Below are 25,822 nucleotides of genomic sequence, written 5' to 3'. Positions count from 1 at the left end.
CCGGTAATATACTTGGTTTATCTTAGACGCGAATAAATCAGTCCATAAAAGGCAGCGGTAATGATGAATACACGACAGCTTTTTGACCTAGCCACCAGCACTTATACCTATCTGTTATGGGATAACGCAACGAAACAGGCTGCTATTATTGATCCGGTGATTGAGCAATGGAAACGCGATAAAAACCTGATTGAAGAGCTGGGGCTGCATCTTCAGTACTCGCTGGAAACGCATATTCATGCAGATCACGTGACCGGTGGCGGCTTGTTACGGAAGGCATTCGATTGCAAAGTCGGCGTGCATACAAACAGTCACGCAAATTGCGCTGATATTCTGCTGCAAGAGGGGGATCAGCTATCTCTCGGCTCCCGGATACTGCGGGTTATACATACCCCAGGTCACACAGATACCGATGTCTGCTATCTTGCCGATGGAATGATCTTCACCGGAGACACCCTATTGATCCATGGCAGTGGGCGGACGGATTTCCAATCAGGTAACGCCGGTCAGGCTTATGATTCAATTGTCCAGAAGATCTTCACACTGCCGCAAGATACCATCATCTTTCCGTGCCATGACTATGCGGGCTTCACCTGCTCCACGGTTGGAGAGGAGCAGAGATTCAACCCACGGCTTGGAAACAACCGAAGCCGCGAAGAGTACATCCGGATAATGACTGAGATTAGACTGCCCAAACCCGAAAAAATCGATACTGCAATACCGGGCAATCAAGGCTGCGGACTCTGAATTCACCCGAAGAAAAACGGGAATCAAAGAGCAGCTCAGTTATCCATGTGATCCCCGCCGGTTGCGGGCACGCCCTTCATCCGTCGCGTTATCTGCCAGCGGCTTCGTATCGGCATAGCCGATGGTCCTCAGGCACTCGGATGACCCCCCTGGGTCGCACGCTGAGCGGAGAGCTCCCAGTTGGAAGGGTAGCGCTCATTGGAAATAGGGATATTATCGGTATGCCCCTCAACCGAGATAGCATTCCCACTGTCATTCAGTAGTGGTGCCCGCCGACCCAGGAGCGCCTGCCCACCGGCCGTCAGACAGCTGAAACAGAATACGTTCACGAATCTGCAGGTCGATACGGTTGGAGGTCACGGTGATTTCGACAGACTCTTCCAATCCCTGATCCAGCAATGCCTGCTTGAACTGCTCTCGCAATTGATCTGTTTCCACCTCGGCAGGTTCTTCACACAGCGGTCTGAGTCTGTTGCCGCTGCAACTCAGGCTCAATGACTGTATCAACTTTACCCTGAACAGCCACGGTTTCTGAGAGGTGCGGGTCAACTCATCGAACTTCTCAGGTGGGTAAGTAGTCGTCCCTGAAGTATCAGGCTGAGGGTCTGGTTCCTTCAACCTTTCAGACCTGATTCTCCGCCCATTTTGGAATAATCATTCGGGTTCTTCCCCTAATCGGAGAGGGTAAGTATCACCCAACCACTCTCTCAGGATAAAGACTCAGCCCTCCAAGGTGGAAGTAGATTGCATTGGCAAACCGCTCCTTGTTGCGGAAACCTCTGCTACGCATCTTGATTCGGCTGTTGAGACCTTCTGCCGGACCATTACTTACTTCCAAAACAACAACGTTCAATATTCCCCACAGGTGATCCTTGATTGTTCCCGCCACTTTCTTGATTGGCACCAGGCCACTGCGCATTGCCCATGGCAACCGCTGCTCCCAGCCTTTCCTTGCCCACGTCTTGAGAGTGACATGGCAAACTCTTTGATTGCCCAGGCACGGGCAATCTTCAGCGTGCTGTCACGTAGCGCGCCTTGAACCGCAATTTCTGTCGGCGTGCCATGTTCTCCGGGTTGTAGAGTCAGTCATACTAGCTGCCTTTAGGGTCCTCATAGCCTTCAGCGCTTTGTGCTCTTGGCCGCGTACCTTGTCTACCGCCTCACCGGAGTATTTGGCGACATGGAATTTATCAAAGGCAATCTTCTCTTCAGCCCTAGGCAGGCTTTCCAGTATGGCATTGATAAAGGCTTGGCCATATATCCATGGAGGCACTCTCTATCGCTTCTCGCTGCTCCTCCGTCAGACTTTCGTACCATGCTTTGAGCACCGCCTTTTTGCGGTCACTGCCCACATATAGCACTGTACCTGCACCCTGGGCACATCTGCTACTAGAATAGTTTTGTACTGGCAGGTATCAAGGTGCCGCCAGCGGCGCTTGCGTGAGTCATAGCCCGATGAGATCTGCCCACAGGTTGAACAACACTGTTTGGCACCTACCTCCTGCTCAACCTATACCGTTACCTCTCCCTCTGACAGAGCCAACTCTACACTGCTAACATGCCAAGGGCTCTTGATACCCAGGATCTGGGCGTGTAGATCTTTATCTCTCATAATAGGGAGGTACGTTAATCTACCCAGTCAATTAGGCGAAGAGCCATCCTCTTGGTGATGATTTTTTTAAACGCCTTTGTCGATCTGGCGCACAAGATCACTATTCAGAACACGATGTTCAAGGTCTACGATGGTGAGACCTAGATCATTCTGGCCGCCATTGTCAATGTCCTGATCCCGTTCATCCTGCTGTTCGCACTTTCCGGTTATCTGGTAGACCGGTTTCGCAGGCTACGGGTGATGGTGGCCTCAGCCCTGGTAGCGGCTGGCTTGACTCTGTGGTTCCTGGCCGCCCTCGGTTTCACCTTTCTGCTGGCGGCGCAGAGTGCTTTTTACTCTCCAGCCAAATACGGCTATATCAAGGAACTGGCGGGGTAGGAACGGTTGGCACCGATGAATGCGGTGGTGCAGATGGTGACTATTGTTACCATTTTTCTCGGGGTATTTCTCTTCTCTAGCCTGTTTAAGCAGGCGTTGGCCGGTTATTTGTTTCAGGGGCCGTTGGACCTGTTGCAGCGTGTGGCACCCGCGAGCTGGCTCCTGGTGGCTTGCGCGCTGGTTGAATTGTTGATGGCGCTATGCCTGCCGATGATGCAGGCTGAGAATCCGGCGCTACTTTGCGGGATAACTGCAATATCTGGCTCTCTATATTCTGGGGCGTCTCTCAGGTGGTGTTGGCCACCTTTCCTGCTTTCGCCAAAGAGATCCTGGCCGAGACCAATACCGTTGTGATTCAGGAGCTGCTGGCCTGCTCCGGGGCAGGTATTACTATCGGTTCCCTGGGTGCCGGAAAGATCATATCGAAATTGGCTTGGTACCCCTGGGGCCATTGGTGTGATGGGTACTCTATTCATGATTACCCAGCTCGATACCGCACCTTTGCTGTCTGGATATTCTGGCGTTGGTTTTTTTGGTGGTATCTTTATCGTCCCCCTGAATGCACTAATTTAGTTCCATGCCCGTGATGATCAGCTTGGGATTGTGCTGGAGGGGAACAACTGGGTGCAGAATCTTACTATGCCCGGTTTTCTTGCGCTGACCGTCTTTTTTGCCATCTACGGGGCCGACAGCGTCAGTCTGTTTGGTTTGTTCACCAGTGTCGCTCTTGATACCTTCTATCAGCGGCCTCAGTTTCTGGTGCGCCATCTGGTCAGTCGCCTCTTTGCCGGCCGCTATCGGATTGAAGAGCTTGGTTTCAACAACCTGCCGGGACAAGGCGGTGTGCTGATGCAGGGAAATCATATCAGCTGGCTGGACTAGGCCATGGTACAGATCGCCTACCCTCGCCCAGTGCGGTTCGTTATGCATTGGGACTACTATAAGCGCTGGTACCTGAGATGGTTTCTCGATTTCTTTGGAGCGGTGCCCATTGCGCCGGGCCAGAGCAAGGAGGCGCTGCCGATGAATGCAACGACCCGGCAGGTGAAGCAAAGTGCATTTAATCTTTCGATTGAAGCTGGGGAATTGCACACCGAGCGTCTTGGTCCCATCCCTCTGGCCTGGATACGGTCAAGCGTCAGGGTGGTACCCTCTGCGTGGCAGACGCCAGAGGTGGCGGTGAGCTCTCGGGTTATAAAACACTGGTTGCCGCCATTGTCTTCTCCCTACCCAACCGATGTACTGAATATCGCCAAGACGGTGGCTCGCTATCGGATTACCGTGATGTGTGTCACTTCCACTTTTCTCAGGTTATTTGTCCGAAACCGCCGGGTACATCCGCTGATGCTGGAGTCCCTCCGGGTAGTCGTGGCCGGAGCCGAAAGATTGAATTCTGATGTCAGAGATCCTTTCCAGGCAAAAATTTAATAAAACGATCTACGAGGGTTACGGTACGGCCGAAACCACTCCAGTGGCCAGTGTCAACATACCTGATCGTCTGGACACCCGCGAGTGGCGGGTACAGAAGGGGCATAGAGCGGGCACGGTTGGCCTGCCTCTGCCAGGGAGCAGCTTTTGTGTCGTCGATCCAGAGACTCTCAAATCTCTCCCGGCAGGGGAGGATGGCCTGATCCTGGCGGGTGGTACACAGGTGATGCTAGGGTATCTTAAGGATCCGAAAAAGTGGGGTGGTCATTATCGAGCTGGATGGCAAGCGCTGGTACAAGACCGGAGACAAGGGGCACCTGGATGAAGATGCCTTTCTCACCATCGTCGACCGTTACTCGTGGTTTGCCAAGATTGGCGGAGAGATAATCAACCTGGGGGCGGTAGAGAGTGCGATTGTCCAAGTGATGCTAGAAGGTATCGAGGTGCTGGCGACCAGCTTGCCCGACAGCCGGAAGGGAGAGCAGGTGGTGATGCTGTTTGCGGGGGAGACTGAAGAGCCTGTGGTGAAACAGGCGATTAAGGATGCCAAGCTAAATCCTCTGATGATTCCATCACGCCTGGTCAGTGTTGCGGCCATACCCAAGCTGGGGAGTGGCAAAAGTGATTTTCGCCAAGCCAAGTTGCTGGCCGGGGAGGCGGTATGAAGACAGTTGATATCCACACCCATCTGCTCAATCCCAATGTGGCTTTCACCCGTCCATTCGACCGGCTGGCGGTGCGCTTTTTTTGCAGAAAATCTCGGCACCTCTCCCCAGGCCCTTCAGACCCATCCCCATGCAACCTATGTTGAAGCGATCTCCCGTTCAGTGCGTGAGTCCGAGCATATTGAGCGGATTTATCTCTTCGGGGTGGAGGGAGCTGCATCGGGATAAAACGGTCTGCGCCTTCACCGAGGATGTGCTGCAGGTTCACACTGAGCATCCTGACTGCTTTATCCCATTCCTCTCGGTCAACCCCTGGCGGGGAATGGCGCGCTCTCCCTGATTGATGAGTACGTGGAGCGGGGTTGCTGCGGTGCCAAGTTTTTGCAGAACTACTGGGGGCTGGATCTCAATGATCAGCGGCTTTTACCCTATTATGAGAAGCTGAAATCTCATGGCCTGCCGCTCTGATTATCCATATCGGCAGTGAGTACAGCATCAGCTCTTTCTCCCAGTACGAGGGTGTCGGAATGCTCGATCTGCCACTGCTTTCCGGGGTGACAGTGATTGCCGCCCACATGGGGCTGGGCAGGTTTAGCCACCGGCTGTTCCCCTGGCGGAATCTCTCAAAGAACCCGGCTTGGTTCGATCAGGACTATTTTCGGATGCTGGAGCTGCTGGCAAAGCATGACAATCTTTATGGCGATATCTCCGCCATTCTCTCCCCCATGCGTGCCAGGGCTCTGCGCCATCTCTCGGAACAGACCGAAATACACTCCAAACTGTTGTTCGGGACCGACTATCCTGTGCCCTCCTCCGTCGGCGTTAACAGCTATGATATGGAGAGAGAGGCGGCGGCAGATCAATCGCATTGAAAATCCCTTTGATAGCTATGCACAGGTGACGTTGTACTATTTTCCAGAAGATAACCCCATCTACAGTAACTATCAGAAGATTCTGAACCTTGGTTGCAATGCAAATATAGGGTCCCAATAAAGTCCGTGCGTTAAAATTCTTGCGAAGGCTTTTCCGCTCCACTATAATATCGTGCTCTCTCAACCCATGCTGGGCAGAATGAAATCAGTTTTTGTAGAGGCAATCATGAAACCAGATATTCACCCTAAGTACGGCGATATCAAAGTGGTCTGCAGCTGTGGTAACGAATTCGAAACCAGCTCCACACTTTGTGAAGATCTGCATGTGGAAGTCTGTTCCTCTTGCCACCCCTTCTTCACCGGTAAGCAGAAGATTATGGATACTGCTGGCCGTGTGGATAAGTTCCGTAGGCGCTACAGCCGTAAAAGCTAAGCAGACAACCCAAGCTGTTAAACAAGAAAAGGCACCTTCGGGTGCCTTTTCTTGTTCTTGGCTTTTCTTCTGCTGCCTGCTCAGCCCCATTCCCCGTGTGTTGAGAGCAGCCTTTGTTACTGCAGGCGCCACAGCCTAGCCTGAAGACGTTTTTTTTCTCCGGATTTTGTCTGCCCAGCCAAAGCTGAAACAGCATCCAGCCCGCACAGAGCAAGACTAGGCCAAGCAGGGTTAATAGATGGGTTAGCATTGGGCGGTTCTCCCTCAGTAACGGCTTAATGGATAAACAAGCGCTCTACTCTGTTAAGTCTAGCTGGAACTGAACAGGCCGGCAAAACCCATGAAGGCCATCGAGAGTATCCCGGCGATGATCAGGTTCATGGCGGTGCCTTTGATCAGGGCGGGAACGTCCGACAGCTCAGACTCTTCGCGCAGGCCCGCCATCAGCACCATCGCCAGCGTGAAGCCGGCACCTGCACCCAAGGCGAATACCAACCCTTCAACCAGACTGTAGCCGCGGTTGGTGGCGAAAATGGCCAGACCCAGAATGGCGCAGTTGGTGGTGATCAGGGGCAGAAAGATGCCCAGGGCCTTGAACAGGGTGGGGCTCAGCTTCTTGATCGCCATCTCGATGAATTGCACGGTACTGGCGATGACCACGATAAAGCTGATCAATCGCAGATAGGGGGCATAGATCAGGATGTAGGTGTTGAGAATCCAAGCGCAGAGTGCCGTGATCAGCAGTACAAACGTGGTGGCCAGCCCCAAGCGGAAAGAGGTTTCCAGCTTTCCGGAAACCCCGAGGAAGGGGCAGAGGCCGAGAAAATAGGCCAGCACAAAGTTGTTTACCAGCAGGGTGCTGACAAAGATCCAAATCAGGTTATCCATTACCTACCCGGCCTCCTTCTCAGCATCCGCAACCTGGGCCAGGAAGGCGGCTTTTCTGGCCGTCACCCAGTTGAAGAAGAGCAGGATCAGGCCGAGGGTGAGGAAGCCGCCGGGGGGTAGAATCATGATGACCCAGGGCTCGAAATTATCGCCGAACAGGAGGATGTTGAAAAGTGTCCCGTTGCCCAGCATCTCCCGGATCCCGCCAAGCGCCAGCAACGCCAGCATAAAGCCCATCGCCATGCCGATGGCATCCATCACCGCAAAGCGGATGCTGTTGCGTGAGGCGAACGCCTCCTGGCGGCCAAGAATCATGCAGTTGGCAACAATAAGAGGAATGAATGCCCCCAGCTCTTTATGCACTTTAGGCATCAGGGCCAGCAGGGTGTAGTCTGCCACGGTGACAAAGGTGGCGATGATAATAACGTAGAGGGAGATGCGGACCTGTTTCGGGATCCACTTCTTCAGAGAGGCTACCAGAAAGCTGGAGCCTACCAGCACGAACAGGGTCGCCATGCCCATCACCACCGCGTTGATGGCAGAGTTGGTCACTGCCAGCATCGGGCACATGCCGAGAACCTGGACGAACACGGGATTGTCGCGCCAGATGCCTTTTATCAACTCTTCGTAGGCGCTTTGGTCTTTCGTTTTCACCGTTCGCCTCCTTTTATGTCAATCGTAATCTTTGGCTCGTTACCGGGTGGTGGCAACAGATCTTTCCAGTGTTGATGCCCTTCATTGATGATGCGTGCAACCGCCTTTGAGGAGATGGTTGCCCCGGTAATGGCGTCAATTTCGTTGGCGGCCGATTTGGTCCCTTTTTTCATTGTCTTGATTGAGGGATCTGCTGCGAGGTTGGCGAAGTTGGCAACAAACTCAGGATCTTTGTAGATTTTATCGCCTAGGCCGGGAGTTTCGCGGCTTTCCAGAATCTCCATGCCGACAATACGCCGGCTCTCCGGCAGATAACCGTAGAGTACTTTGATGGTGTCCTGGAAACCCGGTCCGGCACTGGGTATTGCGTAGCCGATGAAGCCACCTTTCTCATCGTAACCACCGTATAACGTCAGGTCGCTTGGTTTTTCTCCGGGTGCGGCAACCAGCTTGTCATCTTTATACTGCAATTGCTGTAGCTGGCTGACGCCGGGCAGCACTTTGAAAACAGCCTCGCGAAGCTCTCGTGCCTTGTTCTCAGTAATGGTGGAGAGCGTCGCCTCGTAGATACCGATGATGGCGACACCCGAGATGAAACCGGCAATGGCGAGAGAGAGAACCAGCCGTGTGCTCCCCGGCTCTTTGGTCACATCATTGCTCATTTTGCCTTACCCCCACGTCCAAAAACACGGGGTTGGGTGTAACGGTCGATCAGCGGTGTCGCTGCATTCATCAACAGAATGGCATACATCATCCCTTCAGGCAGGCCGCCAAAGGTGCGGATAAGCACAACCAGAATGCCGATTCCAATACCGAATATCCATGTTCCCTTGGGCGTCAATGGCGAGGTGACCGGGTCTGTGGCCATGTAGATGGCGCCCAGTAACATACCGCCGGAGAAGAGCGTGAAGAAGGGGTCGGGAAAGCGTACTGAATCTGTCAGGAAAAGGGCCAGGGAGAAGAGGCTGGCTGAGATGAAGATTGCCGCCGGTATGCGCCAGTCCAGATCCCGTCGCAGCAATAGGAACAGGCCACCCAAGATAAGCAGCAGCCCGCTGGTCTCGCCCAGGGAGCCGGATGTATTGCCGATAAACAGGTTGAGGAGATCGGTGCTCTGCTGTTCAAACTTCATCAGGCCCAGGGGAGTTGCGGCAGACATCGCATCATAGACAGGCGATTGGAACGGCAGCGCCAGAATGCTGCCCTGAATGTCAAAAAAACCGGATGGGCCGATTGCCGCTGTCCAGGTTGTCATGGCGATAGGGAAGGTGCCGAGCAGGAAGGCACGGCCAACCAGGGCGGGGTTGAACAGGTTGTTGCCGAGCCCACCCCAGATTATCTTACCGAGGCCGATAGCGACCACGCCGCCGAGAAATGCCATCCAGAGGGGCAGCGAAGGAGGCAGGGTGAGCCCCAGTAGCAAGCCGGTAAGTGCGGCGCTGTTATCACCGATCGCCGTCCTTCGTCGATCTTCTGAAGTGAAAATCCACTCTGTCAGCAGAGCGCCTGCAATCGTGGTTATCAGTAACAGGAGAGCGCCAATGCCAAAAAACCAGAGCGCCGCCAGAACGGCGGGTGTCAATGCATACCAGACATCCTTCATCGCCTGAGGAGTGGTCATTCCCTGGCGCAGCATGGGGGCGGACTGGAGTAGCAGATGAGGATCTTTCTGCGTCACGCTGTTTTCACCTTGTTATGTCGTAGATTGTCTTTTGCGGTGCGGATCAGTTGCACGATGGGGATATTTGACGGGCAGGCAAAGGTGCAGGCCCCGCACTCCACACAGTCCATAACCTTATACACGCTCATCTCTTCGAATAGCCGCGCTTTGCCAAGCCGGGCTAGGCGGGAGGGGTTAAGAAAATAGGGACAGGCTTCCAGGCAACGGGCACAGCGGATACAGGGATACTCCCTGGGCCGTGCCGTCTCCTGCTCAGTAAAGGCGAGAATGCCTGAACTGCCTTTCAAAACCGGTACATCCAGGCTGGCAATCGGGGCGCCCATCATCGGCCCTCCCATCACCACTTCTCTGGTCTCCTCTTTTATGCCGCCGCAAAACTGGAGTACATCGTGCACCGGGGTGCCGATGGGCACGATCAGGTTAGCCGGATAGGCGGCTCCCGGTCCTGAGACGGTTACTACCCGTTCGATCAGTGGCATGCGGCGATCAAACCAGTCGGCAACGGCTACCAGGGTGCCAACATTATTCACAGCGACCCCCATATCCCTTGGTAACTCTCCTGCCGCAACTTCTTTGTCATAGACTGCTTTAATCAACATTTTTTCCGCACCCTGAGGGTATTTTACCGGCAGGGATATCACGTCGATGGGTCCATCAGGATCAAGGTGTCGGTTCAGTACCTCGATCGCCTCAGGCTTGTTGGACTCAACGCCAATGGTGGCGCGCTCTGCGCCCAACTTGGTCATCAAGATCTCGATGCCGCGTAGCAGTGCCTCGGGCCGCTCCATCATCAGGCGATGATCATTGGTCAGGTAGGGCTCGCACTCGGCCCCGTTGACCAGCAGGTCGTGGATTTTCTGCCCTTCAGGGATGGCGTATTTTACATGGGCGGGAAAAGCGGCACCGCCCATGCCGACAATACCTGCCTGCTGAACCTGGGCGATAAATTCGTCCATGGAGAGCGATTGCCAGTCGATCGGTGATTTAAGCTCTAACTGCTGGGTGGCAAAGGGGTCTGCTTCAATCTCTATCGCCGGCTTGAAGGTGCCATCCGTATAGCGATGAGGCCCGATATCTTTTATCCGGCCAGTTACCGGGCTGTGCAGGCAGGTGGATACAAAGGCCCTGGCTTCGGCGATCAGCTGGCCACGTACTACCTTGTCGCCCACCTCGACAACCGGTTTGGCCGGCGCGCCGATGTGCTGCCCCAGTGGCATTACATAGTGCTCGACGAAAGGGAACCGCTGGATTGGCCGGTCCGCCGTCTGCTCTTTATTGCCCGCGGGGTGGACGCCGTGGCGGAAAGAAGTTTGGAATAGGTTTAACAGTGACATGGGAGTAGCGCCTTATTTATACCCGGCCAGAGACATCAATCTATTCCGTAATTGGCCAGCCATATCGCCCTGAACGCCATCCCGAACTGCTTGTATCTGCCTTTCGTGCTCTTTTTTCAGTGCATCCAGTTCCGCCTGATGCTCCTCAGCAACACGCGCCTCCGCTTCACGATTAACCCGCTCCGTGAACGGCGTGACAAGCCCTGCCAACTCCTGCAGGGTGCGCCAGATGTGGCTCAGCTTCTCAACTTCAGCCATCAGCTCTGTGGAGACTTGGCAGCGCTGTGTGCTCTCCTCTTGGTCGATTTCAACGAAGGGGGTCTTGCCGGCTCGCTTGCCAGCCTCCAGGGCGAGCCAGTCATCCGTTTTTATCGGCGATGCAGCGCCCTGTTCCAGAGTGGAAAAGTGGCTGGCAAAGCGCTCTTCCGCTGCCGCCCAGGAGAGTGGTGTTATGGGTTCTTCAGCGTCATTGGCAACCCAGGCCTGTTGGGGTTCCGGGTTGCCTTCCAGGGTAATCCGGCTGCCAAAAACGCCATCCTCTTCCGGGTGATAACGGAACAGTGGAAAGGCCCTGCTGCGCACCGCAGCCGCTGCCTGTTCCAGGGTTTTGTCCGTGGTAAAGCCGTGACGCTGTGGGCTGGGTGCATGGAGACGAATCAGGGCGGGACCGGTGAAACTCAGGGCCTCTTTCAGGCTCTGGCGGAAGTGCCCCGGCTCAGCGATAGAACTCTGGGCGACATAGGCTTGGCGCTGGGCCAGTGCCATCAGCCCAAGGTCGGTGCGTGCATCCTGACTGGAGGCCAGAGGCTTTGCTTTAACACCCCGGGTATCAAGCCCCAGGTCCAGCTCGCTCAGCACAAGAATCTTTACCGGCATGCCGGAATTGAGCAGCCAGGCTACCTGGGTGAAGCCGCGTCCACCCAGTTCGGCTTCACTGCCCACCAGAAACAGCGGAGGGCAGAGCCTGCGCTCATCATCGGTAAGGTTGTCCCAGGTCAGAGTGTGGCGCTGATCCTTGTTGTTTTTGCCCAGTTCCTTATTCGCCTGATGCAGCTGGTTCAGGGTATCAACCGCTTCTGCCAGCTGACCCTGGAGCAGGCCCGCGGCCAGTTGGGCCGCATCGCCTGTCATATCCAGAGTAACCGGCGCCTGGAAGGGATTGTTGGGAAAAACTCCCGCCCATTGGGCAAGTGTGCCGGGGGCCACGGCCAGGCCGAATCTAGCTCGGCCCAGGCCCTGTTTCCCTTCCGATAGCCGCCAGTAGGCAGCGCCGAGGTTTTGTGCCAACTCTACCAGCCGGGTTATGCGTTGGGTGTCGATGCCGCTTCCCTCGGCACGCTGAGTTAGGGTGGTAAGATCGGCATGGCGCCCCTGCACCTGTTGGAGATTCTCTGCCAGAGTCGCTAGATCATCGGTCGGCAGGGCGTCGGTAAGGGTCTCCTGGATCAGCTCATTGATGTGGTTGCGCGCTTCATTCAGCTCCTGAGTGAAATGATACTGCAGCGGCTGCTGTTGATATTCTGTGGCAGAAAGGGCCATGCGAAGGGCGATCTTTTCACCGGACCCAGCCTCTGCGCCATCACCCCCCGCCATCGCCTGGGAGCAGTAACGGGACATCAGTAGTGCTGCCATTGGGTCCAGCGTGCCGGTCTCTATAGCGTGTTCAATAGTATGCGATTCTGTGTCCGGGGTTTTTTGCCAGGTACGCCATAATGTGCGGTCCTGTTCGATCTCATCTGCCGTCCGGGCGGCGGCTGTCAGGGCTTCAGGTTCACAAGTGGCAATACAGATGCCGCACCGCTTGCAAGCCTCGGGGTTGATCACCAGGGAGAGTAGGGCGCCACCATCTTTTTTCTCTTTCTCTCCCTCATGGAACAGGCCGTCAGTAATCGCCATCGGCAGGTTGCCGATCTGATTGACCAGGCGGTCAAAGCCTTCCTGGATGGTCGCTTTACGCTCTTCCGGCAGCGGGGCCTTCTGTTGAAGCCAATCCCAGGCCTGGCCCAATAGCTCGCCCGCAAGGTTTCCGTCAGTATCGCCGCTTCTGCCCAAGGCGCTGATCCTGGCCGCAAGTTTTGAGCCGATCTGCCGCACAGCATCGGCACCTGCCATTTGAATGCCGCCGTTAACCAGGCTCGAAGGGGTCATTGCCACGACGCCGATGGCGCTGTCGGGACAGGCGGTCCAGCAGTCGCCACAGCCGGTACAGGCTTCCGGTGAAAATGCCGGGATGGCGCTGCCGGGTTCGCTGAGATCACGGAAAGTGGCGCTGAGGGGCGGTATGGCACCGGTGGAGAGAAAGGGGTCGGCGGTGAGCGTGTCACTGCTGCCATCGCGGTGAAGGATACCGACCTGATCCCAGAATCGTGGCAGGCTGCCGATGGTTCTGTCGCTAGTCCCCAGGTGCTGAATAGCCAGAGGTGCATCATCACTCCAGTTGCCGGAGCTGCCAACAGGATGACTGAATTGGCTGGTTTCAACCTGCCGCAGTGCTTCAAAACCGGCTTCAAAAGTGCTTGTCAGTGCCGTCTGTTCAGCATCACTTAATCCTTCCAGGCTCTTCTCCAGTGTCGCTTGAATGCGCCGCAGGGTTTGGTCGATCAGGGTCTGTTTTTGCAGGGCAGCGAAGAGGCCGCCAAGGAGATAGGCATCCGCCATCTCTGCATTGGATGGTGCATCTGAAACGATGGAGTAGTCAGGTAAATCCTGTGGTGGTAGGTGATAGAGAGCCAGGGACTTGCTTAAGATGGCAGCCCGCGTTTCAGCGCCAAGAGCGCGCCATAGCCGGTCGTCATTGTCGGCACCAGCGACCAGTAACCCGGCATTTTGTATCAAGGCCTGATGCAGCTGTGCAGAGGCAAGATTCTCCGGACTGCAGGCCAGTGCAAAGTCCACGGGGGTGTTGTCTCCGGGATCACCGGACCCTTCGGGTGTGTGGTGCATCAGGTCGCTGGACCAGCCCGCCCAATCATCCCAGGAGAGGCCAGGCAAGGTCCTTACCGAGCCGTCTTCGAGGTGCTGCAGCATACTGCCAGCTTCAGCAGCAATGGTTTCACCGCCTCTTCCACTCTGTCGGTAAACTTTCAGCGTGAGGGTGCCATTGGGCCTGGAATCATCTCTTTCGCCCTTCAAGCGCACTCCCAATTGTTCGATATCAGGGTATGCCCGGCGAATACGATCCAGCAGGACTTGACGCTTTGGGTGGGTATTGGAGCTATTGTGAAAGTCGATCCCAAGATAAACACGTGAAGGGTGCTTACCCTTTAGATCTTTGCACCAGTGGGTGAGTTCGGCTGCATCAAGCGGGAGGCCGCCTGTGCCATAGATGGCCGAGTGAAGGGTAGGGCGCTGCTGGGCATCCAGCTCGGGATAGCCGGGGTGGACAGCCTCTCCAAAACGGCTGTTTTCCAGGGCGCGGTCCAGACCGGCCCGCAGTTCCCGCAACAGCGGCGGATCACCTGCCAGTGGGGTTTCGAGCCGCTCAAGAACGGCAACCGATGCTTTGCCGCTGAGCTGGCTGATCAGCTTCGCTCCCGGGAAGGGGCGCAGGCAATGAATACCGAGTACACCTGTTTTCAGTTTTGCCTTTTTCCCAAGTTGACGGGCCACGGCCTCAGCCGTCTCGACGGCCGAGCCCTGAGCCACCAGGACTAGGCTGGCCCCCTCCACCCCTTGGCTGGAGAGTTCGCTGTATCGACGTCCGGAAAGCTTGGCAAACTGCTCGAATGTCTGGGTCAGTATGGCGTCGAGGTGCTGATCAAAATAGGGGCGGTCACCGGCGACTCCCAAGGCAAAGGTGGTGGGGTCCTGGAGTGAGCCCTGAAGCATCGGGCGGTCAAGATCATGCCAGCGGGGAACCCGCGGACGTTGTTTGCCGAACAGGATCTCCTGAGCCGGGGTAGGGGAATCGATCTGCTCGCTTGAGGCGCCAAGGAAGTTGTGGATCAGTCCCGGAGAGGGGAGATGGAGTTCCTGGGTTGAGAGAGCAGTGCGGTCGCCATCCATCACCACCAGACCAGGGATCAGTGCAGCCTCTGCCACCTTTCGAGCTATCAGGGTAAAGTCTACGGCCTCCTGAACATTGGCGGCAAAGAGGATAAAACAGCCGCTGTCGGCTGCCTGGTGCAGTGCTTCATGGCCCGTTCCCAGAACCTGTCCCTGGGCCGGGAGTGCCTGATTGTTGAGATGGATCACAAGTGGCAGATGGCGTCCGGCAGCGTTCGCCAGCAAATCCTGGGCGGTAGCCAAGTCAGGTGCTGACAGGAAAGCGGTAGCCCTTCTGCCTGCCATGGATTGACCGATGGCTGCGGCCAGGGCGCCACGGGGGCCTTCGGTATCCTGGCTGTTCAGTGCGCCGCTAAAAAGATTACTGGAGAGCCGTTGAACCTCATGACGCCATGCCAGAGCGGCTCCAGTGGCGGAAGCTGTGCCGCCGAGGACGGCGACGTCGGCGATACAGGCCTCAGTGAATGCAATGGCGCTGTTGCCATCGATAACGGCATCGGCCTCTTTGGCATCCGGATGGATGTTAGAGACATTGAAGAAACGTCGGTAGAGACGTATGGCCATGTCGTTAAAGCTGGGCATAGCGTATTTCCTCTTCGGTTTCGGCCGTTGTCCGGTCGTGGAACTGGTCACCTTCCAGCCATTGAATGGCACCGGTAGGGCAACGGTTGATAGCAGCCGGCGTTACCGGCAAACCGGATTCATAGTGGATACTGGGCAGGTTATCCAGCATCTCGATCAGTCCGGGAACGGCATCTGATGAGCAGCGGCCGCAAGCGTCGCAGGCGACGGAGCAGAGTGCTACAGCGGCATCCCCTTCGAGGGGTGTATTGCACTGAACAAACAGCTTCTGGTTGAGTGGAATGATTTCGAACAGGTCTCTTGGGCAGGCGTCGACACAGTCGCCGCAGGCGGTGCAGCCAACGGTATCCACTTCCGGGAGGCCGTTGCTGTTCATATAGATAACATCAAAGGTGCAGGCAACTTCGCAATCCGCCAGCCCCAGGCAACCCCAGGAGCAGCCCTTGCCGCCACCGGATACCACGGCTGCTGCGCGACAGCCCTCGAAGCCACGGTATTCAGCGATCTGGAATGCTTGTGCCTGACCTCCTGCGCAGTGCAGGCGGGCGACCCGTTTCTCCTGCTCACCGGCATCGACTCCGAGGAATTCGGCGATGGCCTCAACCGTATCTTCACTGGCGACCGTACAACCGCTTGGCTGCACTTCGCCCTTGATCAGTGCCTCGGCAAAAGGGGCGCAACCCGGCTCGCCACAGGCACCGCAGTTGGTGCCTGGCAACAGCTCTTCCGTTCCCAGTAGCCTGGGGTCTTCTTTTACTCTGAATACGCGTGAGGCAACGGCCAGAATCACTCCAAAAAAGAGCCCCATTCCGGCCATGACTGCAGGGGCAGTGATGAGGTTGCCTGGATCAAACACCATGGCGAGTTTCCGTTGTTGCCGGATTATCGAGGTGTAGCCGGGCCTCGCTTTGATTAGCGCAACTGGCAGTGGAGAGCGTTTTTCGATTCAGGTTAACCATTGCTTTCTGAATGTATCAAACCTCATAAACAGTAAAATAATGTCACCTCTCAACAGACATCGTGCAGATGTTTGCGAGAGGGTATGGAGATGCCTGCACGGGCTTATTGAGAACCTACAAAATAAGCAGTGACTCCACTGATCTCATCCCGTCCTTTAGTTGAAAGCTGCCGCACGTTCGACCAGCTCTTCCAGTCCCGCCTCGCCGGGATTGAATGGTTTACCCGGATGTATGCACTTCGAGGGGCAGATCTCGGCCGCTTCCACCAACTGTAAGTAGGTGCCGGCGTTCAGATCGGCGATTACTGCCTGTTTATTGTCGTTGTAGACGAACATCAGTGGGTTCATGTTAGTGCAGTCATTACAGGTGGTGCAGAGGGGGCTGTCGATCCAGGCTTCATCGAAACCAAGCGCCTCCTCCTCTTCTTCGGCCGCAGATGCTTCCGCTTCACTCATTTCTTCTGCAGCCGTTTCGGCGTGCTGTGAGGGTGCGCTGGTTGCGGTTGGCATTTGAGCTGTGCCGGTGGTGAACTCCATGCCGAGCAGTACATCGGTCAAGCGACCCATGACCTCTCCAGCCACTTCGGCGCGTGCTGTGTCGAGCGCCTGCTCATGTTCTTCGTTAAGTTGCTCCCGTTCCGCTGCCGCTTCTGCCTTGATCTGCTGGCTCGCCTCTTCCACCGCCAGTTCCACATAGCGGTTACGTATTCCGGACATCTCCTGCAGGGTATGCCAGAAATTCAGCCGGTCGCGGCAGGCCTGAACCAGAGTGCGGGTGATTGCCAGCTGTCTCAGTTCACCAGCTTTGTTGACCCCCCAGACGAAGGGGATAGAGGTTTCCGCCTCTTCTTGTGAGAGGGCCAGGTATTCGGCAATCGGCAGCAGACTGTCTGATTCGCAGACCAGGGGTACGGGTGCAAAATGTTCGTGCAGATTGTTGATGAGCAGCGCGTAGTCGGCAAAGGTGAAGGCCAGTTCGGTATCCACCTGACTGCTGTTTTCGTCGAGGTAGCTGAAAGGGCTGACCGGCCACTCTTTTTCCGGCTGAGGATTGCCGCTGAAATCCATACGGTCGGCAAAACTGTCACCGGCAGAGGGGTTGATATGAAAAAACGGATGAACCCGCCCCTCCAGAGCCGCACCCGCAATCAGCCAGGCGTTGAGTCCGGCATCTTCTCCCGTTGGCCGCAATCCGACGTTGATCAGATGGAGACTGGTACGGGTTGCCTCAAGGGCGGTTGAGAAGTGTTCAAGCAGCTTTTCAGGGCGGGCGGCAGAGGCCTGGGAGACCACTGCCTGACGATGACTGATGCCAAAATAGCCGAGTTCAGAGCGGTAATTGCTGAAGGGGTCGCTATTGGTTGAGGTGCCCGGGTTGGCATGGGCCAGGACGCGGACCAGTATGTGTACTGGACGGCCTGAGCTCAATAATTGTGAAAATGCCTGCATGCTGGGGCCGGCCACCCGGTCCGCTGCATCCAAGGCAATCACGGCGGGCACCAGCAGTAGCTCGTCCTGGGAGAAGGCCTCCCAGCTGAAGTTGTCAAACCAGGGGTCATGTATGGCAGGATCGTAGAGGCTTTCGATCTCCAGTCTGGCGATGCGGGCAGCAGCAAAGACCTTTGCCAGCTGCTCTGCTTCCCGATCAAAGAGTTCAGTGGCATGAGCGCAGGGTTCAGGGGCGGTGGTCACCTCAAAACCGGGGATTCCTGCGAGGTGCGTCGTATCCAGCGTGCCCATATGGACAAAGCGCCCCAGGATCTCCTCCCCTTGGTAAGACTCCAGGGTGCTGAGCGCGTCTTTTACCCGTTGCAGTCGTTCGGCAGACATGCCGATAGATCCGTGGGAGTGATCCATTACCTTTGAGAGTGCCGCTGGATCGAACATGTCGGCGCCAAAGCCGACACTGTTCTCAAGACTTTCCGGCTGGGTGGCTTCGGCCGATTTATCCCTTTCCACCTGGAGCAGCTTGTTCAGATCACGGATATACCCCTGGATCTGTTGCTGAAACTGGATTTGCCGTGGCTTTATCCGACTGCGGATGACATGGATCAGCAGATGGATAGCGGGATACTGGCCATAGGCCAGAAACTGTCCATTTTTTGGAGCAGCATCAATCAGTCTGTCAAGGTCGTTGCGCAGTATTTCGCTGCTTTCGCTGTTGAGATGCAGCCTCTCAACCATCGCTGAAGCGAGTTCTGTGAGGGTGGTTCTGGCATCGACCGGGGCATTTTCGTTGCGCAGATGGTTGCGTAGATCCCATTCGAGGCGCGGTAGATTATCCTTGAGTATTTGAGTGCTGCCTTCGTCCGGAGCGAACGAGTTGGCCATATCCTGGAGAAACCGGGCGATGGGTTTAGCCAACACGGGCGCCTCATTCCCGGTCTCATCATCCGCCGGATAGAGGAACAGCGGGTAGTCGTACCGTAATCTGGTGGCGTCACGATAGGGATTCAGCAACGGCGGCAGCAGATCATCTGCCAGCGGTTCGAATTGCTTCCGTACCCCGGGGTTGCCCAAATGAAAGTGCCGCAGAGCGTGGAGAATCTCCTTACTGGCCTCTGCATCTTTCACTTCAGTCGGTATGGCCGGGAGCGACTCTGCCTCGTCGGTCCATCCGTTAACACTCAGTGCTGCTGTCATGCTGGTGCTGCCTCGATTATTGATGGATCAGATCGCGAAGGCGTCGAAGGCGGCATTGATCGCAGCCATTTTCTCTTCGTTGGTCTTGTCGAGGCCCTGGGCGGAGAGATCCTCGTAAACCTGAGCGTTGGGGTTATAGTAGATCAGTCCCATGGGTATCCTGGTGGTGTCGTGAGCTATCTCCATCGCCTTGACCCAGTTTGTAGGATCATGCTCCAGGTGCCAGGTGAATACGCGCTTGACGCTGTCACCGGCGTGAATGCCGTTCTCATGGATCAGCAGCAGCATCTGGTCCGGGTGTTCCTGCATCGGCTTACAGTAGGATTCGGAAAATACCGGGCAACGTTGAAGAATGCGTACAAAACTGGTGCCACGGTGCTCGTGGGCAGCCTTGATTGTTTCGTAGAGCAGCGGCGGATTCCAGTCCGGCACCTGAGCCACGAAAGAGACGTTTGAAATACCCAGGGTCACTGTCAATGGATTCAGTGGCGGCAGAGGGGCGCCCTTCGGGTGGGTATTGGTGCACTCTCCTGTGGGGGTGGTGGGAGAGGTCTGTTTTTTGGTCAGGCCATAGATGCCGTTATCAAAAATCAGGATCACCATATCCATGTTGTAGCGCATGGCGTGAATCCAGGGTCCTGCACCGATTGAGAAGCAGTCGCCATCGCCGGTGCCGACCCAGACGTCGAGATCAGGGCGGCGTGATTTGATGCCGTTTGCAATTGGCAGGGCGCGGCCATGCAGGCCGTGGAAGCCATAGGTGCCTACATAGTGTGGCAGTCGGCTGGAGCAGCCAATACCGGAGACAACCACCGTTTTTTCCGGTGGCATCTGGGCATCCCGGAGAACACGGTGCATGGTATTGAGCACGGCAAAATCGCCGCAGCCAGGACACCAGCGCGCCTCGCCTCCGGCATAATTGCCCAAGGTGAAATAGCGGTCAAAGACTTCAACGGACCAGTCAGCTTTGAGTCCAAACATAGGGGGGTTCTCCTTAGTTATTCAGGGCTTTCAGCTTATTGCTGATCACGTCGTGCAGCATACCTGGCTGTAGCGGATGGCCGTAGACCATGGACCAGCAGTCAATATCCGCCAGTGTTTGTGCTCGCAGTATCATTGCGAGCTGGGCATAACGCCGGTTTTCCAGGGTGATGAGCGGTGCATCCAGTCTGTCGCTGTAGTTGATCTCCACGGTCATCACCTTCTTGAACTGGGAGAAAATTTCAGGCAGGCCGGGCTCCAGGGGAGAGAGGAAGCGCAGATGTACAGAGGAGACTTTATTACCCTCCTTGCGCAATATGTCCACCGCCTCTTCGATGGCGCCCAGGGTTGAGCCCCAGCCGACGATCAGCAGATCGCCCTCTTCGTCGCCGTGTACTTTTGGTGGCTTAAGGGTTTTGTGCAGCGCCGCCAGTTTGCGGCTGCGGTGCTCACAAGTGGACTGGTTGGTATCCGAGTCATAGGCCACTTTGCTGTGGTTGGTATGGGAAAGGCCGGTGAGTACATATTCACCGCCCCGTTGACCTGGAATCGGACGCTGAGAGAGGCCGGTCCCTTCATCCCAGTCATAGGCGGGAACATTCGGGTCCCATGGTGATTGATCGATTGGTGCAGCAAACCAGTCTTCGCTCAGTTCCGGGCGTGGATAAGGTTGCACTCCGGTGGCCAGGTTGGCATCGGTCAGCATGATGACCGGTCCACGGAAGGACTCTGCCAGTTTGCGCGCCATGATTACGTAGTGGAAACACTCCTCGATGGTGGCGGGAGCGATAACGATTTTTGGAGCATCACCCGGTTCACCATACAGGGCTGAGAGCAGATCACCCTGCTCCACCTTCGTTGGCAGTCCGGTGGATGGGCCGCCGCGCTGTACATTGACGATGACGAGGGGGATTTCGGACATCACCGCCAGGCCGATCATTTCAGTCTTCAGCGCCATGCCAGGGCCGGAGGTGATGGTGCAGGCGGTCTTTCCGGCGAATGAGGAGCCGATGGCGAAACCGATGGCGGCAATCTCGTCCTCTGCCTGATGCACGAAACCACCGACTTGTTGAAATACGTCTGAGACGTAGTGGGTGGCTGAGGTGGCCGGGGTGATTGGGTACATGGATATCATCTCCATGCCGGCGGCCATGACACCCAGTCCGACCGCTTGGTTGCCGTTGGTGACCAGGATGGGTTTGTGCTCTCCCTGATCTTTTACCGGGATATCCCAGTGCAGTGATACGCTCTTTTTGGCAAATTCGTAGCCGGCATCGAACAGGTCGTGATTGCTTTTGATCACCTTATTGCCCTTGCGTGCAAAGGTGCTAGCGATCTCTTTTTTAGCCCGTTCGGTGCTCCTGCTGTAGATGTGGCAGAGCATGCCGAGCACAAACATGTTCTTTCCCTTGCGGGGATTGGCGACCAGCTTCAGGCACTCCTCCTCCATGGGGATCTCATGGACCACCAGACCATTTTCCTCGAACTCTTTAACTGCATCGGCATACTGTTTCTGAATATGTTCCTGAGGATCATGTGCCCATTTATTCTCGAGCAGAACGATGGAGCCTTTCCGGTAGGCGCCATTGGCGATCCTGGAGTAGAGTACCTGCTCGTTGAAAGAGACCACCAGATCGGCCTCGTTGCCCATGTTGGTGACCTGTTTAGAGCCGACACGGATGCGAATTCCGCTGGCGCCTGCCGGTGAGCGGGCGGGTGGCTGGATCTCGGCGGGGATGATCTCCACCGTCCAGACGCCATTGCCCATTTTGGCGCTGATGGCACCAAAGGTCTGGCCGCATTTCTGCGCCCCCTCACCCGAGTCGCTGACAATTTCAACAATATGCTCATTGAGCTGTATTGCCTTGCCGAATTTGCCTTCGACTACGTTGGCGTCTGTCTCTTCACTCAGTGTCGTCATAAGATTAGCCTGTTACTCAATTGCATTGCAGGGGGAGTATTCTTTTGCAGCTAAAAATTTAGTTTCTCAGTGACTGCTCATACTCACTCATAAAATGGTATAGCGAGCTGTCGATGACCTTGATGGCACCGTCCAGCAGGTGGCATCGCCCAGCACCCGGGAGGATTTTGCAGAGGTCGATTAATGTATCGAGGTCTGCTCGTGTGCCTTGGCCGGTATCGATTTTCCCCAATAACTGGGACGCATAATAGGTGCCGGTTTTGCATGGAGGGCACTGTCCACAGGAGGAGGAGGCGAAAAAATCGACATACTCTGTGACTCGTTTGACGATGCCGGTACCTTGGGATACGACGATCATGGCGCCAGTGCCCAGGGCTGAACGGCGGGCTTTTACCGAATCGAAATCAAGATGCACATCCAGGTCCTTCGGGGTCAAAATAGTGTTGGATGGGCCGCCGGTGAAAACGGCCTTCAATTGCTTGCCCACCAGCATACCTTCGCCGTATTTGTCGATCAACTCCGACAGCGGGGTACCCATGGGCAGTTCGTAGGCACCCGGCTTTAGGACGTCGCCACTCAGGCAGTAGATTTTGGTGCCATTGGCTTCTCCCAGGCCGAGATTACGGTACCACTCGGCCCCCTTACGGAGAATGTGGGGGACATTGGCCAGGGTCTCCATATTATTGATCAGGGTGGGATGTCCACGGACGCCGGACTCCGAAGGAAATGGCGGCTTGCCGCGAGGGAAGGGGAATTTCCCCTCCACTGACTCAATTGCCGCCGTCTCTTCTCCGCCAATATAGTGTCCAGAACTGGGAATCACTTGATAGGTGAGCGGTTGCTTCAGTCTCTTCGAGGAGGTGAAATAGAGTTCTGACTCTTCCCACTGGGCCACGGCTTGTTGTATGTTCTCCAGCGGTTTTTTCAGGTGAGGATTGATATAGAAGATAATCCGACTGATGCCTGTGGCAAGGGCGGTAATGGTGGCTCCCTCGATTATCTGGTGAGGTGTCTCCTCCAGCAGAATACGGTCCTTGAATGTGCCCGGCTCATCTTCGTTGCCGTTGCAGATCAGATATTTTTCATGGCTGCTCTGGGCGGCCGCCGCTTCCCATTTAATATAGGTGGGAAAGCCGCTGCCACCCAGGCCTAGCAGGCCGGCGCTTTTGATTTCCGGGATGATTGCATCGCAGTTTCCCAGTGCGGCCAACAGGCCTTCGCCGCCAAAACCCTTAAGCCAGGCGCTCAAGTTTGCGCCGACCCGGCTGTTCGGGTGAAGCAGAACCTGGTTAAGACTCTCATTTGGCATCGATCAGCCCTCCGCCCGGGTGTTTTTGTGCAGGCCATCGTAGTCCGAATCATTTTCGAACTTGGCGTAGCTGGGGAACAGTGCCGGTCCCTTGGCATCCATCGGCATATCGGCCAGGGTCAGCTCCCGGCGCAACTGGCTCAAGTGCTCGATCGAGGCTTTCTTGTGTTTGCGTGTACGGGCACTCTCCATTGCATGGACTCCGGCACGCCGGCCAAAGCTGATGATTTCGAGCAGTGCATTGCCCATCAGCCGGTTGCGCCCATGAATACCGCCACACACCTCGCCGACGCAGTAGAGTCCCGGGACACTGCTTTGACAGTGATCGTCGATCACAACTCCGCCGTTCTGGTAGTGGAGTGTCGGGTAGATCAGCAGTGGCTGTTTTCTTGGGTCGATGTTGCTCTTTTTCCCCAGCTGAATCAGCTTCGGAAAGCGGGCTTTGAAAATGCCCGGAGTACGCAGTTCCACGCCTGGCGTATCAAGCCAGATACCCTGGCCCCCTCCTGCAACACGGATTCCTCTTCCCTCTTCACACTCGCGAAGGATCGCTGCCGCCACCTGATCTCTGGGTTGGAGTTCGTCTATGAAACGGTCGCCGTTGCCATTGAGCAGGTAGGCGCCTGCGGAGCGTACGGCCTCGGTGATCAGCGTACCGGCAAGATGCTGCGGGTAGGCAAGGCCGGAGGGGTGGTATTGAAAGGAGTCTACATCCTGGAGTTTCGCACCGAGCCGGTAGGCCAGTACCAGGCCATCGCCGGTAGCGCCGAAATGGTTAGAGGTGGGAAACTGATTGAGGTGTAGCCGGCCGATGCCACCGGTGGCGATAATGACGGCCTTGGCTTTGATCAGTTTGTAGCGGTTGTCTTTAAGCGAGGAGATGACGGCGCCTGCACAGTGGCCGGATTCGTCGGATAGCAGTTCGACCACCGGGCTATAGTCCCAGACGTCTATGTTGCTGGTACGCACCGCTTCCTTCAGGACCCGCATCATCTCCAGGCCGGTATAGTCGCGATAATAGACGATCCTCGCAGCGGAGGAGCCGCCCGCTCTGCGGGTCAGAAGGTCGCCGTATTTGTCCAGATCGAACTGCATTCCCTGCTGGATCAGCCAGCGGATGACATCCGGCCCATCCATCGCCAGTTTGGCCACTAGCTCCTTGTTTACATTGTGGTGTCCGCCCTTGATGGTGTCATCATAGTGCATCTGGGGTGTGTCATCTTTTTCTATGGAGGCCTGTATTCCCCCCTCGGCCATGACGGTATTGCTGTCGCCAATGCGCAGTTTGGTCGCCAGAATCACTCTGGCGCCGCTTCTGGATGCGGTGAGTGCCGCCGCGCCGCCTGCGCCGCCCCCGCCGATGACCAGAATGTCGGTCTCGACAATAGGGGCGCCCGCCAGATCTGCCTCGTCAATGCGGGCATCGGCCTGGAGTACGTCGGCCAATTGACGGTGGCAGGCATCACCCTTATTGACGCCCACTTTCAGCTGGACGGTCGAGTCGACATAGTGGTCAGGATGGTAGGCGCACAGCAGTTCATCCCCCGCCATCTCCTGCTCCGGCAGTGGACGTTCCGCTGTGGGTTGATACTGCCCCAGGGCAGCTGTGAAGGGGATGCCTTTAGTCATAAGCAGCAGTGCAGTTTCCGGTGAGCTCAATGGCTCTAGCGGATAATCTCCATCTCTCCTTTACGTATTTTTTCCAGGCGGTTGATCAGGTTTGATGGCCTGAAATGGAAATAGGCGGTTACCCGGCGTGAGAAAAGCCCGACATGATTAGGTGCAATGGATTCCGGGCAGGCGGTCTGGCAGAGGTTGCAGAGCACGCACTCCACGAACAGCTCACCGGCCTCGCTGAAGCGACCCTTGGATGCGAGTTCCACACCACGCTCGACCTCTATCCCTTTGGGGCAGGTCTGGTTGCAACCGCCACAGTGGCGGCACATTTCGGCCTCTGGGAAGAATTGGTGGAATTTCCCCTGAACTTCCCAGGAGTTGCTTATTTCGTCGAGTTGATAGCTATGATGGGTAGGGTTGGGGAAAAGCAGGAAGTTGACATGCATCCCCTCTTCGATAAGTACCTGGCAGCCCAGCTCGGTAGTGACTTCGTGGCTGTCGGTCCGGCGAACCATGACACGGCAGGAACCACAGACCCCCTCAAGGCAGCCGACGCTCTTGACTCTTGGGTAGCCGGCATGCCAAAGCGCCTGTATCACCGAGAGTGAAGCGGGTGCTGAGATCGACTTGCCATTGATGGTCAGGTTGAGCTGTTGGTTACTGCTTCCGGTATCTGTTACTTGGTCACCCATACACTCTTCTTCTCTGCCGCAGGACTGCATATTATGGATGAAATTGGGCTGGATCAGTTATTTGTTCTGCTTATGCCCTTATGGTGGAAATATTTTTCCAATATTTATCATATAGATACCCCTTGTTGTTTTAGATAAACTCCTCGATTATTGCCTTGTGAAACTAATGGATATTAGTAGGCTGATGCGAGAAAGCAGGCACCTCCAGTCTTTCTTGCAAACGTCTGCCTGATGAGATTAAGAGCTCCGGATTCGTTTCATTCAGGTTTGTTGCATTTAGTGTTTTTTCCGCTTATGCGCTGCTTCAGGTGTCCCGTCGCCAGAGAATCAAAGACCGGCACGATGCTGTTATCCATAATGCAAAGATATTTACAATTTACCTTATAAAAATTGTGTTTGTTGGCAAAAGTAGGTATACAGGC

The 25,822-nt window shown here is 55.8% G+C and carries 25 protein-coding genes and 2 pseudogenes; 9 read left to right on the top strand and 18 right to left on the bottom strand.

The window, feature by feature from the left end; all coding sequences use genetic code 11:
• Window positions 1–63: 63 nt before the first annotated feature.
• On the top strand, window positions 64–747 hold the full coding sequence (locus tag MN084_RS00360; protein ID WP_241085318.1) for an MBL fold metallo-hydrolase: 684 nt from the start codon (window positions 64–66) through the stop codon (window positions 745–747).
• 128 nt (window positions 748–875) lie between these two features.
• Here MN084_RS00360 and MN084_RS19000 read toward each other — a convergent pair whose 3' ends face one another.
• The 5 genes and pseudogenes from MN084_RS19000 to MN084_RS18995 form a co-directional block, all read right to left on the bottom strand.
• Window positions 876–1,076 carry an OmpA/MotB family protein gene (locus tag MN084_RS19000; RefSeq protein WP_445083870.1) on the bottom strand — a complete coding sequence of 67 codons (201 nt, stop codon included), beginning with the start codon at window positions 1,074–1,076 and terminating at the stop codon, window positions 876–878.
• Window positions 1,000–1,365 (bottom strand): hypothetical protein, encoded by a 366-nt coding sequence (locus tag MN084_RS00355; RefSeq protein WP_241085319.1) that lies wholly within the window; start codon window positions 1,363–1,365, stop codon window positions 1,000–1,002. The genes MN084_RS19000 and MN084_RS00355 overlap by 77 nt, the downstream gene beginning before the upstream one ends.
• Before the next feature lie 73 nt (window positions 1,366–1,438).
• Window positions 1,439–2,020 (bottom strand): annotated as a pseudogene (locus MN084_RS00350) (ISL3 family transposase).
• Window positions 1,962–2,099, bottom strand: a complete 138-nt coding sequence (locus MN084_RS00345) for a transposase (RefSeq protein WP_330178249.1) — start codon at window positions 2,097–2,099, stop codon at window positions 1,962–1,964. Before MN084_RS00345 ends, MN084_RS00350 begins: the two are co-directional and overlap by 59 nt.
• Before the next feature lie 17 nt (window positions 2,100–2,116).
• Window positions 2,117–2,206, bottom strand: a pseudogene (locus MN084_RS18995) (transposase family protein); the annotation flags it as partial.
• Window positions 2,207–2,599: 393 nt separating this feature from the next.
• On the opposite strand from MN084_RS18995, the gene MN084_RS00335 reads away from it, so the two are divergent.
• The 8 genes from MN084_RS00335 (at window position 2,600) to rpmE (ending at window position 6,135) form a co-directional block, all read left to right on the top strand.
• On the top strand, window positions 2,600–2,737 hold the full coding sequence (locus MN084_RS00335) for a hypothetical protein (protein ID WP_241085322.1): 138 nt from the start codon (window positions 2,600–2,602) through the stop codon (window positions 2,735–2,737).
• A 239-nt stretch (window positions 2,738–2,976) separates the two neighbouring features.
• Window positions 2,977–3,324 carry a hypothetical protein gene (locus MN084_RS00330; RefSeq protein WP_241085323.1) on the top strand — a complete coding sequence of 116 codons (348 nt, stop codon included), beginning with the start codon at window positions 2,977–2,979 and terminating at the stop codon, window positions 3,322–3,324.
• A gap of 37 nt (window positions 3,325–3,361) precedes the next feature.
• Window positions 3,362–3,619 (top strand): hypothetical protein, encoded by a 258-nt coding sequence (locus MN084_RS00325; protein ID WP_241085324.1) that lies wholly within the window; start codon window positions 3,362–3,364, stop codon window positions 3,617–3,619.
• Window positions 3,620–3,622: 3 nt separating this feature from the next.
• On the top strand, window positions 3,623–4,165 hold the full coding sequence (locus MN084_RS00320) for a hypothetical protein (protein WP_320416344.1): 543 nt from the start codon (window positions 3,623–3,625) through the stop codon (window positions 4,163–4,165).
• On the top strand, window positions 4,134–4,490 hold the full coding sequence (locus MN084_RS00315) for an AMP-binding protein (RefSeq protein WP_330178248.1): 357 nt from the start codon (window positions 4,134–4,136) through the stop codon (window positions 4,488–4,490). Before MN084_RS00320 ends, MN084_RS00315 begins: the two co-directional genes overlap by 32 nt.
• Window positions 4,426–4,830: a hypothetical protein gene (locus MN084_RS00310; protein WP_320416346.1), complete on the top strand. Its 405-nt coding sequence runs from the start codon at window positions 4,426–4,428 to the stop codon at window positions 4,828–4,830. Before MN084_RS00315 ends, MN084_RS00310 begins: the two co-directional genes overlap by 65 nt.
• 527 nt (window positions 4,831–5,357) lie before the next feature.
• Window positions 5,358–5,702: an amidohydrolase family protein gene (locus tag MN084_RS00305; protein ID WP_241085326.1), complete on the top strand. Its 345-nt coding sequence runs from the start codon at window positions 5,358–5,360 to the stop codon at window positions 5,700–5,702.
• A gap of 226 nt (window positions 5,703–5,928) precedes the next feature.
• Window positions 5,929–6,135: a 50S ribosomal protein L31 gene (gene rpmE, locus MN084_RS00300; RefSeq protein ID WP_241085327.1), complete on the top strand. Its 207-nt coding sequence runs from the start codon at window positions 5,929–5,931 to the stop codon at window positions 6,133–6,135.
• A 309-nt stretch (window positions 6,136–6,444) separates the two neighbouring features.
• Here the strand turns inward: rpmE and MN084_RS00295 are convergent, their stop codons facing one another.
• From MN084_RS00295 to MN084_RS00235, 13 genes are all read right to left on the bottom strand, one after another.
• Complete coding sequence (locus MN084_RS00295; RefSeq protein ID WP_241085328.1) at window positions 6,445–7,023, bottom strand: electron transport complex protein RnfA; 579 nt, start codon at window positions 7,021–7,023, stop codon at window positions 6,445–6,447.
• A gap of 3 nt (window positions 7,024–7,026) precedes the next feature.
• Window positions 7,027–7,677 carry an electron transport complex subunit RsxE gene (rsxE, locus tag MN084_RS00290; RefSeq protein WP_241085329.1) on the bottom strand — a complete coding sequence of 217 codons (651 nt, stop codon included), beginning with the start codon at window positions 7,675–7,677 and terminating at the stop codon, window positions 7,027–7,029.
• Window positions 7,674–8,339 (bottom strand): FMN-binding protein, encoded by a 666-nt coding sequence (locus MN084_RS00285; protein ID WP_241085330.1) that lies wholly within the window; start codon window positions 8,337–8,339, stop codon window positions 7,674–7,676. Before MN084_RS00285 ends, rsxE begins: the two co-directional genes overlap by 4 nt.
• The gene (locus MN084_RS00280) at window positions 8,336–9,355 is read right to left on the bottom strand and encodes an RnfABCDGE type electron transport complex subunit D (RefSeq protein ID WP_241085331.1); all 1,020 of its coding nucleotides are present in this window, start codon (window positions 9,353–9,355) and stop codon (window positions 8,336–8,338) included. The genes MN084_RS00285 and MN084_RS00280 overlap by 4 nt, the downstream gene beginning before the upstream one ends.
• Window positions 9,352–10,692: an electron transport complex subunit RsxC gene (rsxC, locus tag MN084_RS00275; RefSeq protein WP_241085332.1), complete on the bottom strand. Its 1,341-nt coding sequence runs from the start codon at window positions 10,690–10,692 to the stop codon at window positions 9,352–9,354. The genes MN084_RS00280 and rsxC overlap by 4 nt, the downstream gene beginning before the upstream one ends.
• A 12-nt stretch (window positions 10,693–10,704) precedes the next feature.
• Window positions 10,705–15,279: a 4Fe-4S binding protein gene (locus MN084_RS00270; RefSeq protein ID WP_241085333.1), complete on the bottom strand. Its 4,575-nt coding sequence runs from the start codon at window positions 15,277–15,279 to the stop codon at window positions 10,705–10,707.
• Window positions 15,266–16,138, bottom strand: coding sequence for an RnfABCDGE type electron transport complex subunit B (locus MN084_RS00265; protein ID WP_241085334.1), 873 nt, complete (start codon window positions 16,136–16,138; stop codon window positions 15,266–15,268). The genes MN084_RS00270 and MN084_RS00265 overlap by 14 nt, the downstream gene beginning before the upstream one ends.
• Window positions 16,139–16,393: 255 nt before the next feature.
• Window positions 16,394–18,880, bottom strand: a complete 2,487-nt coding sequence (locus tag MN084_RS00260; protein WP_241085335.1) for a ferredoxin — start codon at window positions 18,878–18,880, stop codon at window positions 16,394–16,396.
• 27 nt (window positions 18,881–18,907) lie between these two features.
• Complete coding sequence (locus MN084_RS00255; protein WP_241085336.1) at window positions 18,908–19,861, bottom strand: thiamine pyrophosphate-dependent enzyme; 954 nt, start codon at window positions 19,859–19,861, stop codon at window positions 18,908–18,910.
• A 13-nt stretch (window positions 19,862–19,874) separates the two neighbouring features.
• On the bottom strand, window positions 19,875–21,782 hold the full coding sequence (locus MN084_RS00250) for a 2-oxoacid:acceptor oxidoreductase subunit alpha (RefSeq protein ID WP_241085337.1): 1,908 nt from the start codon (window positions 21,780–21,782) through the stop codon (window positions 19,875–19,877).
• Window positions 21,783–21,840: 58 nt separating this feature from the next.
• Complete coding sequence (locus MN084_RS00245) at window positions 21,841–23,091, bottom strand: NADH-ubiquinone oxidoreductase-F iron-sulfur binding region domain-containing protein (protein WP_241085338.1); 1,251 nt, start codon at window positions 23,089–23,091, stop codon at window positions 21,841–21,843.
• Between the two features lie 3 nt (window positions 23,092–23,094).
• Entirely contained in the window at window positions 23,095–24,720 is a 1,626-nt protein-coding gene (locus MN084_RS00240) for an FAD-dependent oxidoreductase (protein ID WP_241085339.1), read from the bottom strand.
• 35 nt (window positions 24,721–24,755) lie between these two features.
• Entirely contained in the window at window positions 24,756–25,400 is a 645-nt protein-coding gene (locus MN084_RS00235) for a 2Fe-2S iron-sulfur cluster-binding protein (RefSeq protein ID WP_241085340.1), read from the bottom strand.
• Between the last annotated feature and the right edge of the window lie 422 nt (window positions 25,401–25,822).

Source organism: Candidatus Vondammii sp. HM_W22 (genome assembly GCF_022530855.2).
In the GTDB taxonomy this organism is placed as follows: Bacteria; Pseudomonadota; Gammaproteobacteria; order Chromatiales; family Chromatiaceae; genus Vondammii.
This window is presented reverse-complemented; position numbering and strand designations above follow the sequence as displayed.

Coding starts and splice junctions, on each gene's coding strand:
- MN084_RS00360 (WP_241085318.1), top strand. CDS start 64: ATGAATACACGACAGCTTTTTGACCTAGCCACCAGCACTTATACCTAT.
- MN084_RS00335 (WP_241085322.1), top strand. CDS start 2,600: ATGGTGGCCTCAGCCCTGGTAGCGGCTGGCTTGACTCTGTGGTTCCTG.
- MN084_RS00320 (WP_320416344.1), top strand. CDS start 3,623: ATGGTACAGATCGCCTACCCTCGCCCAGTGCGGTTCGTTATGCATTGG.
- MN084_RS00315 (WP_330178248.1), top strand. CDS start 4,134: ATGTCAGAGATCCTTTCCAGGCAAAAATTTAATAAAACGATCTACGAG.
- MN084_RS00305 (WP_241085326.1), top strand. CDS start 5,358: ATGCTCGATCTGCCACTGCTTTCCGGGGTGACAGTGATTGCCGCCCAC.
- rpmE (WP_241085327.1), top strand. CDS start 5,929: ATGAAACCAGATATTCACCCTAAGTACGGCGATATCAAAGTGGTCTGC.
- MN084_RS00295 (WP_241085328.1), bottom strand. CDS start 7,023: ATGGATAACCTGATTTGGATCTTTGTCAGCACCCTGCTGGTAAACAAC.
- MN084_RS00285 (WP_241085330.1), bottom strand. CDS start 8,339: ATGAGCAATGATGTGACCAAAGAGCCGGGGAGCACACGGCTGGTTCTC.
- rsxC (WP_241085332.1), bottom strand. CDS start 10,692: ATGTCACTGTTAAACCTATTCCAAACTTCTTTCCGCCACGGCGTCCAC.
- MN084_RS00270 (WP_241085333.1), bottom strand. CDS start 15,279: ATGCCCAGCTTTAACGACATGGCCATACGTCTCTACCGACGTTTCTTC.
- MN084_RS00265 (WP_241085334.1), bottom strand. CDS start 16,138: ATGGTGTTTGATCCAGGCAACCTCATCACTGCCCCTGCAGTCATGGCC.
- MN084_RS00260 (WP_241085335.1), bottom strand. CDS start 18,880: ATGACAGCAGCACTGAGTGTTAACGGATGGACCGACGAGGCAGAGTCG.
- MN084_RS00255 (WP_241085336.1), bottom strand. CDS start 19,861: ATGTTTGGACTCAAAGCTGACTGGTCCGTTGAAGTCTTTGACCGCTAT.
- MN084_RS00250 (WP_241085337.1), bottom strand. CDS start 21,782: ATGACGACACTGAGTGAAGAGACAGACGCCAACGTAGTCGAAGGCAAA.
- MN084_RS00245 (WP_241085338.1), bottom strand. CDS start 23,091: ATGCCAAATGAGAGTCTTAACCAGGTTCTGCTTCACCCGAACAGCCGG.
- MN084_RS00240 (WP_241085339.1), bottom strand. CDS start 24,720: ATGACTAAAGGCATCCCCTTCACAGCTGCCCTGGGGCAGTATCAACCC.
- MN084_RS00235 (WP_241085340.1), bottom strand. CDS start 25,400: ATGGGTGACCAAGTAACAGATACCGGAAGCAGTAACCAACAGCTCAAC.